14 protein-coding genes are annotated in these 14991 nt (G+C 71.9%); 4 read left to right on the top strand and 10 right to left on the bottom strand.

All coding sequences use genetic code 11. The features are described from left to right. Nucleotides 1-84 precede the first annotated feature (84 nt). The 5 genes from AB0I16_RS22830 to AB0I16_RS22810 form a co-directional block, all read right to left on the bottom strand. Entirely contained in the window at nucleotides 85-711 is a 627-nt protein-coding gene (locus tag AB0I16_RS22830; RefSeq protein WP_363251379.1) for a hypothetical protein, read from the bottom strand. A gap of 115 nt (nucleotides 712-826) precedes the next feature. After that, complete coding sequence (locus AB0I16_RS22825) at nucleotides 827-1252, bottom strand: GNAT family N-acetyltransferase (RefSeq protein ID WP_363251324.1); 426 nt, start codon at nucleotides 1250-1252, stop codon at nucleotides 827-829. Then, the gene (locus AB0I16_RS22820; protein WP_363251323.1) at nucleotides 1249-2415 is read right to left on the bottom strand and encodes an acyltransferase family protein; all 1167 of its coding nucleotides are present in this window, start codon (nucleotides 2413-2415) and stop codon (nucleotides 1249-1251) included. The genes AB0I16_RS22825 and AB0I16_RS22820 overlap by 4 nt, the downstream gene beginning before the upstream one ends. A 320-nt stretch (nucleotides 2416-2735) precedes the next feature. After that, nucleotides 2736-3758 carry a hemolysin family protein gene (locus AB0I16_RS22815; protein WP_363251322.1) on the bottom strand — a complete coding sequence of 341 codons (1023 nt, stop codon included), beginning with the start codon at nucleotides 3756-3758 and terminating at the stop codon, nucleotides 2736-2738. Then, complete coding sequence (locus AB0I16_RS22810; RefSeq protein ID WP_363251321.1) at nucleotides 3755-5116, bottom strand: hemolysin family protein; 1362 nt, start codon at nucleotides 5114-5116, stop codon at nucleotides 3755-3757. Before AB0I16_RS22810 ends, AB0I16_RS22815 begins: the two co-directional genes overlap by 4 nt. 369 nt (nucleotides 5117-5485) lie before the next feature. Between AB0I16_RS22810 and AB0I16_RS22805 the strand changes: the two genes are divergently transcribed. The 3 genes from AB0I16_RS22805 to AB0I16_RS22795 all read left to right on the top strand — a co-directional run bounded on the left by AB0I16_RS22805 (nucleotide 5486) and on the right by AB0I16_RS22795 (nucleotide 9474). Continuing rightward, complete coding sequence (locus AB0I16_RS22805) at nucleotides 5486-6526, top strand: sporulation protein (RefSeq protein ID WP_363251320.1); 1041 nt, start codon at nucleotides 5486-5488, stop codon at nucleotides 6524-6526. A 438-nt stretch (nucleotides 6527-6964) separates the two neighbouring features. Beyond that, on the top strand, nucleotides 6965-7234 hold the full coding sequence (locus AB0I16_RS22800; RefSeq protein ID WP_363251319.1) for a twin-arginine translocase TatA/TatE family subunit: 270 nt from the start codon (nucleotides 6965-6967) through the stop codon (nucleotides 7232-7234). Between the two features lie 347 nt (nucleotides 7235-7581). Then, nucleotides 7582-9474 carry an ATP-binding cassette domain-containing protein gene (locus AB0I16_RS22795; RefSeq protein WP_363251318.1) on the top strand — a complete coding sequence of 631 codons (1893 nt, stop codon included), beginning with the start codon at nucleotides 7582-7584 and terminating at the stop codon, nucleotides 9472-9474. A 45-nt stretch (nucleotides 9475-9519) separates the two neighbouring features. Here AB0I16_RS22795 and AB0I16_RS22790 read toward each other — a convergent pair whose 3' ends face one another. Then, nucleotides 9520-9894, bottom strand: a complete 375-nt coding sequence (locus AB0I16_RS22790) for a hypothetical protein (protein WP_363251317.1) — start codon at nucleotides 9892-9894, stop codon at nucleotides 9520-9522. A 240-nt stretch (nucleotides 9895-10134) separates the two neighbouring features. Here AB0I16_RS22790 and AB0I16_RS22785 point away from each other — a divergent pair, with 240 nt between their 5' ends. Further along, nucleotides 10135-10620, top strand: coding sequence for a GNAT family N-acetyltransferase (locus tag AB0I16_RS22785; RefSeq protein ID WP_363251316.1), 486 nt, complete (start codon nucleotides 10135-10137; stop codon nucleotides 10618-10620). 70 nt (nucleotides 10621-10690) lie between these two features. Here AB0I16_RS22785 and AB0I16_RS22780 read toward each other — a convergent pair whose 3' ends face one another. The 4 genes from AB0I16_RS22780 to AB0I16_RS22765 all read right to left on the bottom strand — a co-directional run bounded on the left by AB0I16_RS22780 (nucleotide 10691) and on the right by AB0I16_RS22765 (nucleotide 14958). Further along, nucleotides 10691-11380: a hypothetical protein gene (locus AB0I16_RS22780; protein ID WP_363251315.1), complete on the bottom strand. Its 690-nt coding sequence runs from the start codon at nucleotides 11378-11380 to the stop codon at nucleotides 10691-10693. A 583-nt stretch (nucleotides 11381-11963) separates the two neighbouring features. After that, on the bottom strand, nucleotides 11964-13007 hold the full coding sequence (locus AB0I16_RS22775; protein ID WP_363251314.1) for an aldo/keto reductase: 1044 nt from the start codon (nucleotides 13005-13007) through the stop codon (nucleotides 11964-11966). A 99-nt stretch (nucleotides 13008-13106) separates the two neighbouring features. After that, the gene (locus AB0I16_RS22770; protein ID WP_363251313.1) at nucleotides 13107-13631 is read right to left on the bottom strand and encodes a response regulator; all 525 of its coding nucleotides are present in this window, start codon (nucleotides 13629-13631) and stop codon (nucleotides 13107-13109) included. 106 nt (nucleotides 13632-13737) lie between these two features. Further along, nucleotides 13738-14958 (bottom strand): cytochrome P450, encoded by a 1221-nt coding sequence (locus AB0I16_RS22765; protein ID WP_363251312.1) that lies wholly within the window; start codon nucleotides 14956-14958, stop codon nucleotides 13738-13740. Between the last annotated feature and the right edge of the window lie 33 nt (nucleotides 14959-14991).

Below are 14991 nucleotides of genomic sequence, written 5' to 3'. Positions count from 1 at the left end.
TGTGGCGATGCGATCATGGCTGTGGCGGTGGAACCGCCCGGAGGTGTTCCACCGCCACTGCCGTGCGCGCCGTCGTACCGCGGTCTACTCGTGGGCGCTGATCACGCCGCCCGCGCTGAGCACGATGTAGATGCCGTTGGCGACGAGGCCGGCGTCCTGCTCGTCCGCCTCCAGCGTGCCCATCACCGAGCCGTCGAGGCCCAGGATCTCCGCGCGGTAGTGCAGGTCACCGAGCTGGGTGACCTTGGCCTTCCAGCCGCCCGCCAGCTCGAACGTGCCCGGCCCGCTGTGCCCGCCGCCCAGCCAGGAGTGGACCTGGCCGTCCAGGGTCAGCACGACGAACATGTCGTTGGCGTCGAGCCCGGCGTCCTTCCCGTTCGCCTCCAGCGTCGCCAGCACGTCACCGTTGCTGACGATCTCGGCACGGTAGTGCTGCGTGCCGATCTTGCGGATCACGGCCGTGCTGCCGTCCGCCAGGGTCTGCTTGCGCACGGGCGAGGCCGCCTTGGACGAGGCGATCTGGACCTCGGCCGTGGAACGGTCGCCGCTCGTGTCCGCGAGGCGGGCGGTGGAGACGGAGCCCGCCTTCCCCTGGCCGGAGGCGGCGTCGCCGCCCGCGCTCTGGCAGGCGGTCATGGAGAGGACCGCGGCGGCGGCGACGGCCACCAGAGTGGCGGAACGGACGGAACGGCGAGCGCGACGAGTGGTCATCATCGGTAATCCCCCATGGGCTTCGGTCAGTGGCGTCCCCGTCCGCCCCGGCGGGCGGTGGATCCGCGTCTTCTGTTCGTTGCACCCCGTCAGATGACCGATGCGCGGGCCGCGTTCACCCAGTTGTGTCCGCCTTTGGTAACAGCGTTGCCCGGGTGCCGAACGGGCCCGGTGGTCCCGCGTCGCGCGTCATGTGCGGGCACAGCGCTCCGCCCGGCGTGAAGGCGGTCTCCGTCTCGTCCGCCATGGCGGCGAAGAAGCGCCGTCCTTCCGCCGACTGCCGTGACGTCGCCCAGGTGTGGCCCACGGCCGCGTCGAGCGCCGTGTGCAGGGCATGACGGCCGAGGCCCTGGCCCTGCCAGTGCGTGGCGACGGCGACACTGTCGATGTAGCCGTATCCGCAGGGGTGGCAGACCCGGAAGACGAGGCTGCCGACGCACCGGCCGCAGGCGTCGAGCATGACGAGGGTCTGCCGGCCCGCGGGCAGCGCCTCCGCTGCGAGCGCGAAGCGGACGTCGGGCGGCCTGGCCGGTCCACTCACTCGGCGCCTCCATTCCGTGCGCGGCCCTTGGCGAGGGCGGTCGCGTCCTGTCTGAAGGCCCACTTCAGCTCAGGTTCCACGGCGAAGCGGAAGGCGCGCCGGACCGGGGGAGCACACAGAAGGGTGATCACCGTGGCGGCGGCCGACGTGACGGCGATCTCGCCCAGCGGCCGGTGCACCCAGTCGGCCTCGTACCAGCCCCAGAAGCGGGAGCCCTTGGCGAGGAAGCCGTGCAGCAGGTAGCCGTAGAGCGTGCCCGCGCCGAGGGCCGTGAACCAGAGCTTCCGCCCCGGCACCCAGGCCAGGAAGCAGACGACGAGGACCACCGAGCAGCCGAACATCGCGAGGGTCATCACGCCGCCCGTCCACCCGGGCGCTGCCAGCTCCTGAGCGCTGTCGCGCCGGTAGAACCACGCCGCGTTCATCCGCGGCGCGGCCCAGTACGCGAAAGCCAGAGCCGCAGCGAGGACCGGCAGCGCCAGGACGCGGACTTCCCTGCGGCGCACCAGTTGGAAGTGCGCGGGCCTCAGGACGAGACCGAGGACGAAGAAGGGCAGGAACTGCAGCACGCGCTGCAGGTCGAGATCGTCCCCGATGTCCGGGGACACGGACGCGAGGACCGCGACGGCCAGCGCCACGGGGAGCGGCCACCGCACGATCCTCCACAGCGGGGTCGTCAGCCGCCAGATGAACAGCGCGGCAAGGAACCAGGTCAGATACCAGGGGTCGAGCAGGCTGATCGGATACGTCGGGTCGTCGCCGGCCCACCGCTTGAAGTACGTGTACGCGACCTCGAAGATCACGTAGGGCACGGCGACCCCGGTCACCAGGCGCTTGACGCGGTCGAAGCTCGCGTCGAAACCGCGGGAGAAGTAGCCGGAGATGACGATGAACGCCGGCATGTGGAAGGTGTAGACGGTGATGTACAGCGCGGCGGCCGCCCTGCTGTCGCCCCTCAGCGGTTCCCATGCGTGGCCCATGGCGACGAGCACGATGGCCAGGTACTTGGCGTTGTCGAAATAGGCGTCGCGCCCCTTGGCGGGTGGCACCGCCCGGCCGCTCGCGGTGGCCTCGCCGCCCGGGGCCGGCACGCGCCCGGAAGCCGCACGCGTGGGCGGCAGGGGCGCCGCGCGACGGCCGGTCGACTGTGTCGCGTCACTCAAGATGCCTCCCGCAGTGAACCCGGACCTCCGAAAGCACGTCTTCCCCTGAATGCGGACTCCGCGCCTGGCAGTGCGTCCCGGCACCCTAGCCATACTTCTACACGCACGTAAAACTTCACTGGTGGTGCGTACGGGTGTGGTGGGACGCGGCGGGAGCGGACCAGGCGTGCGGGGGTTGGGCGTGCGGGGGTTGGGCGTGCGGGGGTTGGGCGTGCGGGGCCGATGGGCGCCCCGCGTACGGCAGTGCGGGGCGCCCGGTGGCCGGCGCGGGCAGGGCGGTCCGCGTGACCGGGCCGGCCGGACCGAGCGGGAGTGGCCCGCTACACGGCGGCCGGCGCCGGACCCACCAGCTCCGACAGCACGTCCTCCATGGTCACGAAGCCGAGCACCGTGCCCGTCTCCCCGGTGACCGCCGCGAGGTGGCTGTCCATGGCCCGCAGCGCGGTGAGCGTGTCGTCCAGCGGGGTGTCGATGCGCACCCGGGTGACGGCGTGCAGCGCCGAGGGCGGGAACGACGCGTCACGGTCGGCGACCCCGAGGGTGTCCTTGATGTGCAGATAGCCGAGGAGCGTGCCCCGCGGTCCGGTCACCGGGAACCGCGAGAAGCCCGCTCCGGCCGCCGCCCGCTCCAGGTCCGCCGGGGTCACGGTGTGCTCGACGGTGCGCATCCGCGCCGCGGGGACCAGTATCTCGCCGACCGGCCGCGTCCCCAGCTCCAGGGCGTCGCGCAGCCGCTCCCCGTCGGCGGCCGAGAGCAGCCCGGCCGCACTGGAGTCGAGCACCATGCGGGCGAGCTGGTCGTCGGTGAAGACGGACTCGACCTCGTCCTTCGGCTCCACCCGCATCAGCTTCAGCAAGGTGTTGGCGAAGGCGTTGATCCCGAAGACCAGGGGCCGCAGGGCCCGGGTGAGGGCCACCAGGGGAGGGCCGAGCAGCAGCGCGGTCCGGACCGGCGCGGCGAGCGCGACGTTCTTGGGGATCATCTCGCCGATCAGCATGTGCAGATACGTGGCCACGGCCAGGGCGATGACGAACGCGATCGGGTGGACGAGCCCGTGCGGCACGTGCGCGGCCTCGAACGCGGGTTCCATCAGACGGGCGATGGCCGGCTCCGCTACCGCGCCGAGCACCAGCGACGAGACGGTGATGCCGAGTTGGGCGGTGGCCATCATCGCGGAGATGTGCTCGATGCCCCAGAGCGTGGTGCGGGCCCGGCGGTCACCCTCGGCGGCACGCGGCTCGACCTGGCTCCGGCGCACGGAGATCAGCGCGAACTCCGCGCCCACGAAGAAGGCGTTGGTCAGCAGGGTCAGCGCTCCGATGACGAGCTGCACGGTGGTCATCGGGAACCCTCCATCAACGGATCGGTCGACTGCTCGGCCGACGGAACGCCGGCCGCGGCCGGTTCGGCGATGCGCACCCGGCTCGCGCGGTGGTGCTCGACCGCGAGGACCTCAAGCCGCCAGCCGTCGTCGAGGCTGACGGTGTCGCCCGGCACGGGTATGCGGGCCAGCCGGGTGGCGAGCAGCCCCGCCACCGTTTCGTACGGCCCCTCGGGCGCCCGGAGGCCTATTCCGTCGAGCTGGTCGATGCGGACGCCGCCGTCCGCCTCCCAGGTGGCGCGCCCCTGCCGGGGCACGGCGGCGAGGAGCAGGTCGGGTGCGGTCACCGGGTCGTGCTCGTCGCGGACCTCGCCCACGACCTCCTCGACGATGTCCTCGACGGTGGCGACACCGGCGGTGCCGCCGTACTCGTCGATGATCACCGCCATGGTCCGGGTGGCGCGCAGCCGCTCCAGGAGGCGGTCGGCGGTGAGGCTGTCGGGGACCAGGAGGGGCTCGGTGACCAGGTCGGTGACCGGCGTGCCGGCCCGCTTCCCGGGGTCCAGGGCGAGGACGTCGCGGATGTGGACGGTGCCGATGACCTCGTCCAGGCTGTCGCGGTAGACGGGGAAGCGGGACAGGCCCGTGGCGTGCGTGAGGTTGGCCGCGTCGGCGGCCGTGGCGTGCGCCTCCAGCGCGCGCACGTCGACGCGCGGCGTCATCACGTTCTCCGCGGTCAGCTCGCCCAGGTGCAGCGTGCGTACGAAGAGTTCGGCGGAGTCGGCCTCCAGGGCGCCCTCGGCGGCGGACCGCCTGGCCAGCGCCACGAGCTCCTCGGGGCCGCGCGCGGAGGCCAGTTCCTCGGCGGGCTCCAGGCCGAAGCGGCGCACGGCGCGGTTCGCGGTGCCGTTCAGATGCCGGATGAGGGGTGCGAAGACGGCGGTGAAGCCCCGCTGCGGTCCCGCGACCACCTTCGCCACGGCCAGCGGGCGCGATATCGCCCAGTTCTTCGGCACCAGTTCGCCGACGACCATGAGGACCACGGTGGAGAGCACCACGCCGAGGACGCTCGCCACCGAGGAGGCGGCGCCGCCGAGCCCGCCGCTCTCCAGCGGCCCGCGCAGCAGCGCCGCGAGGGACGGCTCGGCGAGCATGCCGATGAGCAGCGAGGTGACGGTGATGCCGAGCTGCGCCCCGGACAGCTGGAACGTGAGGCGCCGCACGGCACGCAGCGCGCCTCCCGCGCCCCGCTCCCCGGCCTCGGCGGCCCGCTCCAGCGCGCCGCGCTCCACCGTGGTCAGGGAGAACTCGGCGGCCACGAAGAGGGCGCAGGCCAGCGTGAGGAGCAGGGCGAGGAACAGCAGCAGGATCTCGGTCATCGCGCCGCCTCCGCGCCCTCATGGGCGGGGTGCCGACGGGGGTTGGCACGGCTGGTACTGGGAGGCTCACCCATTGCGGGTCGTCATCCTTCTCGGTCGGTGTCCGGGCCGGTCGAGGGCCGGGGCTGTTTTCGGACTTTCACGTCACGGCCACCGGCTCGCGGCCTTGAGCCATGACGCAGGCTCTATGCTTCTACGCGCTTGTAGAAGGCTACTTGCACGTGAAGAACGTGAGGGCGTCCGCCGGTGTTCCCGGTCTCCGCGGAGTTTTTCCGCGAGGCCGGCGCGGCAGGGCGACGCCCCCGCGACACGAACGGCACACGTCCCCGCGCACGCGCGGGGACACGCACATGAGGGGTGGACGCCACCATGGTGTTCAAACGACTGCTCGGCTCGCTCGGCGTGGGCGGACCCACCGTCGACACCGTTCTCGACCCGGGCGCCGCCCTGCCCGGCTCCACGTTGACCGGGCAGGTCCATCTCAAGGGCGGCAGCACCGACCACACCATCGAGCACATCTCGCTCGAACTGGTCGCCCGGGTGGAGGCCGAGCACGAGCACGGCGAGAGCGAGGGCGTCGCCGTCTTCGAGCGGTTCACCGTCGGCGGCGGCTTCCGGCTCGCCGAGGGCGAGGAGCGCGGCGTGCCCTTCACGGTGGCGCTGCCGTGGGAGACGCCGATCACCGAACTGTACGGCCAGGGCCTCGGCGTCGTGCTCGGTGTGCGCACCGAGCTGTCCGTCGCGGGCGCCAGGGACAAGGGTGACCTCGACCCGCTGGCGGTACGCCCGCTGCCGGTCCAGGAGGCGATCCTGGAGGCGTTCGGGCAGACGGGCTTCGGGTTCAAGTCGGCCGACCTGGAGTACGGGCACATCGGCGGCACCGGGCAGCAACTGCCGTTCTACCAGGAGATCGAACTCACCCCGGCGCCGCGGTACGCGCACGCCGTCAACGAGATCGAGGTGACCTTCCTCGCCCACCCGGGCGGCATGGAGGTCGTCCTGGAAGCGGACAGGCGCGGCGGCTTCCTCTCCGGCGGGCACGACGCGGTGACCCGCTTCGCCGTCGGCCACGACGATGTCGCCCACCAGGACTGGAACGCCCTGGTCGACGGCTGGGTCAGGCAACTGGTCGAGCACCGCGCCGCGTACGGCGCGCAGGCCCCGTACGGTGCGCAGGCCCCGTACGCGCACGGCGACCCGTACGCCTCCGGGTACGGGCACGGGCATGACCACGGCGATCACCACCACGGGCACGGTGGCGGGCAGCGCTCGGGCCCCGGCATGGGCACCGTGGTGGCCGCGGGTGCCGCCGGTCTCGCGGTCGGTGTGGTCGGCGGCATGGTCGCGGCCGAAGTCGTCGACGAGGTGGGCGACTTCTTCGAGGGCGACGAGGAGGAGGACGAGGGCTGAGCGGTCCAGAGGGGAGGGGCGCTGGGTCGTGTAGGGCGGGGTGGCGCTGAGCCGTCCAGGGCGGAGTGGCGCTGAGCCGTTGAGAGCGGTGGCGTTGAGCCGTGCGGGGCCGTGGCGTTGAGCCGTCGAGGTGGGGTGGTGTTGAGCCGTCCCGAGCGGGGGCGTGGGCCGTCGAGCAGGGCGGGTGGCTTCACCTCGGCGAACCCCGCGCAGCCCAGCCCAGCCCAGCCCAGCCCAGCCCGGTCGCGGTGCTCCAGTGTGTTCATGTGGCCGATTCGGCGTCGGAGGCCACGAGTTCGCGCGCACACTCGCTCTACAGTGCTGTAGATTCAGTGCGGGCCCGCGGCGGGCGGCGGGCCCGTGCCCGCCCGTAGCCGCAGCAATTCCGTCACGTCCGCGCCGACAACGGCCCGGGCCGAGCAGCAGACAGGGACCGCAGTGTTCGGACTGAGCGAAATCGCGATCATCCTCATCGTCGTCGTCTTCGTCCTCGGCGCCAAGAAGCTCCCCGGCCTCGCCCGCTCGGCGGGCAAGTCGGCGCGCATCCTCAAGGCCGAGGCCAGGGAGATGCGGGCGGAGAAGGAGCGGGAGGAGGCCAGGAAGGCGGCCGGGCAGCCGCCCCGGGTCCTCCACGGGGAGGTCGTCCCGCCGCCCACCGCGCCGCCGACACGTACGCCGGACCCGGACGAACCGCCGCGGCAGGTCTGAGGCCCCGCCCCCCGCTGCGGCGGACCTCAAACCCGCCCCCTCCCGCAGCGGCAGACCTCAACCCCGGCATCCCGGCAGCGGCAGACCTCAACCCCGCCCCACCCCCCCCGCAGCGGCAGACCTCAAACCCCGCCCGCCACACAGGCATCGGCCCCCCGGCGTTTCGGCCACCCGTCGGCCGGGCGCCGGGTCCCGTGTGTCAAGGGTGGGTGTATGGCCCCGTCGAGCGCGGCCCGGGAATGTCCGCCGTACGGCCCCGTCTCAAACACGTGTGTTCGAGAGGGTGACTCGCCTCGTTGTCCCCACGACGACAGTGAGTTCGCCACCACCGTGTAGGAGGCAGGCAGTTGACCTCAGCCGACGCCACGAGCGCAAGCACCGCAGGGCCACCCGCGCCACCGCTCCCGGCGCAGATCAGATTCAGTGGCCGGCACGCCGTCGACCCGCTGGGCGGCACCTCGTTCCGTGAACTCTGCTCGCGGCTGCCGGCCGTACTCGCCGGCATCGCCCGCATGGCGTGGCGGGCCGACCGCGCGTCCGTCCTCCTGCTCGTGACCTGCCAGCTCGTCACGGGCGTCGTCGCGGCCGTGCTGCTCACGGGAACCGCACACGCCATGCAGGCCGTCCTCGGCGGCGGCACCGTGCCGCACCGTCTGCGCGAGGCGCTTCCCGCGCTGCTGGTCGTCGCGGGCGCGGCGTCGCTGGGGCGGGTGGGTTCCGCGCTCGCGCAGTACGCGGAGCGGCGTCTGACGCCACTGGTCACCACGGACGCCGATACCGCCCTGGTCGGGGGAGTCCTCCGCGTCGAGGCCGCCGCCTACGCGGGCGAGGGCTTCGCCGACCGCCAAGAGGCCGCCGAGATGGGTGTGGCCCGTACGCACGTCATGATCACCGACGCGCAGCGGTTCCTGTCGGCCCTGGTCAAGATGGTCACCGCGTGCGGTGTGCTCTCCGTACTGCACTGGATGATGCTGCCGCTGCTGGCCCTGGCCGTCCTGCCCTCGGGCGTCGGAGCCGTCCTGATGGCCAGGGTCGACTACGAGATCCACTACGCCAACGTGTCCGACCGCAACGTGCGGCAGATGACACGCTGGTGGGCCACGACACCCAAGTACACCGACGAGGTCCGCGCCAACGGCATGACCGACTACCTGCTGTTCTGGTACCGGTGCCTGTCCGAACGGATCGACCGGCGCACCCTCGACGCGGCCCCCCGCGTCCTGCGCATCAACCTCGGCACCTCCCTGATCGGCGGCCTCTTCCTGACCGGCACCTGGGTGGGGCTCGCCTGGCTTGCCACCACGGGACGCGTCCCCCTGGCCGTGGCCGCCACCGCCGTGGTCGCCGTGCAGACGGCCCTGGCGGCGCTCTCCCAGGTCGTCATGAACGGCGCCGCCTGCTTCCACACCAGCCTGTACCTGGCCGACATGCGGACGTTCCTCACCGACAGCGACGCCCGCGCCTCCCACCGGGGTACTGCGCGGATCACGCCGCCCGTCGAGGAGATCCGTCTCGACGACGTCACCTTCCGCTACCCCGGCAAGGACCGCCCGGCCGTGGACGGCGTCTCGCTGACGCTGCGCCGCGGGGAGATCCTCGCCGTCGTCGGCGAGAACGGCTCGGGCAAGTCCACGCTCACCCGGCTGCTCACCGGCATCTACCTGGCCGACGGGGGCCGCGTCACGTGGAACGGCTCCGACCTCGCGCACGTGGACCCGGCCTCGGTGTGGTCGTGCGCGGGACTGGTGCCGCAGATCTTCGCGCAGTGGCCGCTGCGCGCCCGCGAGAACGTCACGCTCGGCCAGCCGATGACCCACGACGACGCGCCGGTGTGGGACGCAGTGGGCGCGGTCGGCATGCGCGCGGCGATCGAGGAACTGCCCGACGGCCTCGACACCCTCCTGGCCCGCGAGATCTGGGGCGGTGCGGAGCTCTCCGGTGGCCAGTGGCAGCGTCTCGCCTGTTCACGGGCGCTCTACCGGCGGCCTGAGCTGCTGATCCTGGACGAACCCACCTCCCAGATGGACCCCCGGGGTGAGCACCGCATCTTCGAGGAGATCAAGCGCATCGCCGCCGACCGGATCACCGTCATCGTCACCCACCAGCTGGAGAACACCCGCGTCGCCGACCGGGTCATCGTGATGGAGGAGGGCCGCATCACCGAACAGGGCCGCTACGAGGAACTGGCCGCCGGGGGCGGGCTCTTCGCCGAACTGCTCGAACTCGCCCGGGCGAGGTGACCCGGGCCCCGGGGCCGCCCCGCCCGGTCAGCGGCGGCGCGGTGGTCACCCCCGGTCGGTGGCCGGCCCGGGGCTGCTGACCGGCCGGGTGACGGCGACCGTCGCACACCAGGCGAGCGGCAGTGAGGCGAGCAGCAGGCCGAGTTCGGCCGCCGCGTGGGTGAGGCGGGTCAGTCCGAGGTGGTCGATGAGCACGGAACCGGTGAGGGTGCTGAGCCAGGCCACCACGACCGCCGTCGAGAGGGCCACGCTGACCGGCACCGCGCCGAGTCCCGCCGGGCCGAGGTCCATGTCCGCGTCGAAGTCGGCCGCCGCGAGGGCGCCGACCAGGACGAGCAGCCAGAAGCCGATGACCACCACCAGGGCGGAGCTGAAGAGAACGGCGGGAAAGCCCGCGGCGGCCCGCAGTATCTCCTGCACCAGTCACCCCCTGCCCGCGTCGGCGACTCAGGTCCCGATGCCGGACAGCGCTTCCGCTCTCCGGCATCGGGACCGGGCCCCCCGTTCCTGCCGGACCCATCCTGGCCCGGGAGGCCCGTACGGGGCACTGCCGGATTCCGGCAGTCTTGACGCGTTATTCATGCCGGGCCCGCGTCACGCCGGACCACCGTGGCGTCGATCATGGTGGCCGGAGGAGACTGGGCTGCCATGATCTGCCGCATGGCCATACACATCGAGCCCGCCCGCATCACAGACTTCCACCGGGTCCTGGCCGACCATCCCCGCTACTGGGGTGACCGCGACCTCCGGTCGCTGCACCTGGTGGCTCTGGTACAGGAGTTCGGACCCACCTGCCTGGTCGCCCGCGCCGATGACGGCATCCGCGGGTACGTGTTCGGGTTCGTCACCCCGGGCGGCACCGGATACGTGCACCTGATCGCCACGCGGGACGACACCCGCGGCTCCGGTCTGGGGCGCCGGCTGTACGCGGAGTTCGCCGCGGCGGCCGTCCGGCATGGCGCACAGCGACTGAAAGCAGTCACCTCCGTCGCGAACTCCGGCTCGATCGCCTTCCACCGCGGCCTCGGCTTCGACGTCGAGGTAGTCGCCGACTACAACGGGCCCGGCCGCCCCATGGCCGTCTTCCGCCACGAGCGACCGGTCGACCTCGCCGGGTGTGACCTCACCGGGCCACAGGGGGTGTGACGTCGGTGAGGGCCGCCAGTGGGGCAGTGCGGCAGGCGTCGGTGCCGTACGGCCCCACGTAGCGCGGATCTCAGCTCGCGGCGGGTTCCGGCTGCGCCGGTGCGGCGGGCTTCTCCGCCGGCGCGGCGGCGCTGTAGAAGACGGACGAACCCTGGCGGGTGCGCTGCACCTGCGACTTGGCGACCAGCTTCTCCACGGTGGTGCGGACGACCGTGGTCTTGATGGTGCGCTCGGGGTGGGCATCGGCGAGCGCGGAGGCGATCTCGGCGGACGAGCGCGGCTCGCTCTGCCCGGCCAGGTGGTCGCGGATCAGCTCACCCAGCGTCGGCTCCGGCGTCCTGGCCGCGGGCACCTTCGGGGTGGCCTTGGCGGCGGCGGACTTGGTGGCGGTGGCGGTGGCGGTGGACTTGATGGCGGACTTGCCCGCGGCCTTGGCCGGCGGCGTCGCCGGGGTCGCGGACTTCTTCTTGCGCGGAGTGCTCGCCTTCTTCGCGCGCTGCGACTTGGGGGCCGCCTTCGCGCGGGAGGTCTCCTTCTTCGCGGCGCCGGCCGGAGCGCCGCCCGTGCCGTTGGTACCCAGCGCCTGCTGCATGCTGACCAGCAGCGCGTGGTCGCTCTCCAGTACCTGGAGCTGCTCCGTCAGCGCCGTGACCTCGGCACTGATGCGCTCCTGTTCCTTGCGGTTGGCCTCAAGATCGGCGGCTACCTGGGCGGCGTACTGCCCTTGTACTCCGGCGGCGTTGGCGGGAACTTCCGACATGGCAGTGACCTTTCGTCAGCGCACGCGGGGGCGTGCGAGTGGCGGTTGGGATCGTACGCCCAGATGAGGAATCTGTGCTTCCGTACCCTTGCCCGGCTCACCCACGGAATATCGCAACTGCCTCGCAACGGTGATTGTCCGTGTGTGGAGTCAGGGTGGGAATAGTAAGGCTCAATGCGGTATTCGGTGGTCGAACCGGCAGAGGGAATTCCCGGGGGAGTGGCGGTGGATGACTCCGTCGGGGCCGCCGGAGGGGTGTTCCGGTGTGCCCCGGCGGGTGAGTTCGCCGCCGGTGCCTTTACCCAACTCCGCATGTGGGCCAGGGAGTTGGGTGCGGTCACTTCGTGCCGGTGGGCGTGGTGTCGAGCAGGGTGACCGAGGAGGTGACCGTGTCGTGGGACGCGGGAAGAAAAGTCACCCTCACCACCCGGACGCGGTGGTGAACGCCCACTGCAGGGCAACCTCACCTCATGCCACCTGGGTCACGCATATGCCCACCCGTACGCACATCAGTCCGGCCGTGCCCCCCTCAGGGCACGGCCGGACTGTCTCGGCTGCGGTGACGAACGCGGTTCGGCCGGGGTCAGGACCTGTCGTCGGCGGGGCGGCGCCTGAGGGCCGGTGTGGTGAGCGCGGGCGGAGCCCACACCCCGTCGGGCGGGTACACGTCGGTCCCGGGTGCCACGATCTCGTCGATCCGGTCGAGGGCGGCGTCGTCGAGCCGCACGGACGCGCCCTTGAGCGTGTTCGTGAGCTGATCCATCGTGCGCGGGCCGATGATGACCGAGGTCACGGCCGGGTGGACGAGGGGGAAGGCGATCGCCAGCTCGGGCAGCGTGCAGCCGAGGCCGTCGGCCACGGCGACCAGTTGCTCGACGGCGTCGAGCTTCGCCTCGGTGAGCGGCGCCGACGGGTCGAAGCGGGCCGGGTTGAGCTGGGGGCGCCCGCTGCTCAGGTCGAGGGCCCGCCCCTTGCGGTAGCGGCCGGTGAGGAACCCCGACGCCAGCGGGGACCAGGTCAGCACCCCCATGCCGAGGCGCTGGGCCGTGGGCAGCACGTGCCGCTCGACACCCCGGGCCAGCAGCGAGTAGGGCGGCTGCTCGGTGCGGAACCGCTGGAGCCCGCGGCGCACGGCGACATGGTGCGCCTCGACGATCTCCTCGGCCGGGAAGGTGGAACAGCCGAACGCCCTGATCTTCCCCTGCCGCACGAGGTCGGTCAGCGCGGACAGCGTCTCCTCGATGTCGGTGGTGTGGTCGGGCCGGTGCACCTGGTACAGGTCGATCCAGTCCGTGTCGAGGCGCCGCAGGCTCTCCTCCACCTCCTTGATGATCCAACGCCGCGAGTTGCCCCCGCGGTTGGGCCCCTCGCCCATGGGGAAGTGGACCTTGGTCGCGAGAACGACGTCGTCGCGGCGGTCCTTCAGCGCCTTGCCGACGATCGTCTCGGACTCACCCGCCGAGTACATGTCGGCGGTGTCGACGAAGTTGACCCCCTCGTCCAGCGCGGCATGGATGATGCGCACGCACTCCCGGTGATCGGTGTTGCCGACCGCCCCGAACATCATGGTGCCGAGGCAGTACGGACTGACCTCGATCCCGGTCCCACCCAGAACACGCTGACGCATCCGACTCTCCTGACCCGTGGACCGACCGAACGCGCCGACTGTACGAGCTGGAGTCCACTCCAGGGCAAGGGGTCCCACCCCGCGCTTCCGCGTCTGCCCCTACGCCTCCCGCGCCGTACCCGTGGGCGCCGGTGGTTCCGTGGGGTGCTGGCCCTTGCGCCAGCGGTCCATGTCCAGGGCGCGGTGTTCGGTCTTCAGGTGGGTGCGCAGGGACTTCAGTTCCCGCTGCATCTCCAGGAGCCGCACGTGCGTGGTGTAGAGGTAGTTCACCTTGGTGCGCAGGACGAGGGGGTCGACCGGTTTCATGACGATGTCGGCGACGCCGAGTTCGAACGCGGCCAGGGAGACCTCGCGGATCAGACCGAAACCCGTGATCAGTACGATGGGGATGTGCTGCATCTGTTCGAGGCGCCGCATGTAGCGCACCACGTCGAGGCCGCTGACGCCGGGCATGCGCAGGTCGAGCAGGACCAGCCCGACATTGCCGCGCAGCACCTCCTTCAACGCCTCCTCGCCGCTGGTGGCCCGGACGATGTCCACTTTGAGCGAAGCCAGTGAACTCTCCAGCGCGAACAAGGTGTCCTCATGGTCGTCGACGACGAGAATCCTCGGATCCGGCCGCATGCTGCCCCCCTCTCCCCGGTAAACCATCTTACTGAGGCGGCGGTTGGGGAACCCCTCGGACAGTGCTCCGATCACGTCCGAGGGGCCTGTGGCACACCGTCCCAGCTCAGGGCGCCGGGTCTCCGCTTCCGACCACCAGGTGCTCCAGCACGGTGATCCCGTAGTGCGACCGCGTTCTGGGCGGCTCCACGAAACGCAGGGTCGGCCACTTCTCCCGCAGCCCTTCGAGGGCGAGCTGCGTCTCCAGGCGGGCGAGGCCCGCCCCCAGGCAGTAGTGGGCGCCGTGGCCGAAGCCGAGGTGCCGGGTGATGCGGCGCCCGTGGTCGAGGTGGTCGGGGCGGTCGAAGACCTCCGGATCGCGGTTGGCGGTGCCGAGCATGATGAGGACCAGGTCCCCGGCCGAGATGCGCTCGCCCGCGATCTCGATGGTGTCCGTCGCCAGCCGCGCCACCTGCTGGACCGACGTGTCGAAGCGGAGCAGTTCCTCCACGGCGGCGCCGAGGTCGGCCTCGCGCAGCCGCTCCCAGGAGCCGGAGTGCAGGAGCGACCGCACGGCCTTGCCGATGAAGGACGACGTCGTCTCGAAGCCCGCGTAGACGAGGAAGGACGCCGTGGCCCAGACGTCCTGGAGCTCGATCTCGCCGTTCCGCAGGGCGGTCCGCAGCAGGTGCAGCGCCGACCCCTCGGGCAGGTCGCCTTCGAGGGCCTGGTCGATGAGGCCGGTCATGTCCTCAAGGGCGGCGTGCCCCCGGGTGACCACGTCGGGCATGTAGTCCGCCACCAGCAGCGCCGCCACGTCCAGGGCCCACGGCTCCAGGTGCGGGGCCAGGGCCGCGTCCAGGCCGAGGACGCGGCAGACGACCCGGCCGGAGAGGGGGACGGCGAGGTCCCCCATGACGTCCAGGGAGTCGCGGTCCTTGGACAGCAGCTCCTCGACGACCTCCTGGATGAAGGGCTGGTGCCCGGCGACGCGGTCGGCCGAGAACAGCGGCGCGACCAGCCGCCGGGCCCTGCGGTGCGAGGGATTGTCGTTGAACATGAACCACTTGCGCACGAGCCCCGACGTGCGCGCCCCGTCACCGCTGCCGCCGCCGGCCGCCGCGTGCAGCGGAGTGCTGCCCCGCTCGGGCCACGCGGACGACAGTGACGGATGGTGCAGCAGCGAGGTCGCCTCGCGGAAACCGGTGACGAACCACAGCTCCAGGTCCTCGTCCCAGCGGACCGGCTCGTCCTCGCGCAGCCCGAGGTAGTCACGGCATGGATCGGTCGTGGTTCCGGTGCCCCCCTGGTACGGGCACCCGGTGGGGGCTGTGCTCGCTCGACTCACTTCGACCACCTCTGCTACCTCTGCTGCCTCTGC

Origin of the sequence: Streptomyces sp. NPDC050703 (assembly GCF_040654435.1) — a bacterium.
Lineage (GTDB): Bacteria > Actinomycetota > Actinomycetes > Streptomycetales > Streptomycetaceae > Streptomyces.
The sequence above is the reverse complement of the archived record's forward strand: the minus strand, read 5'-3'. Positions and strand labels throughout refer to the sequence as shown.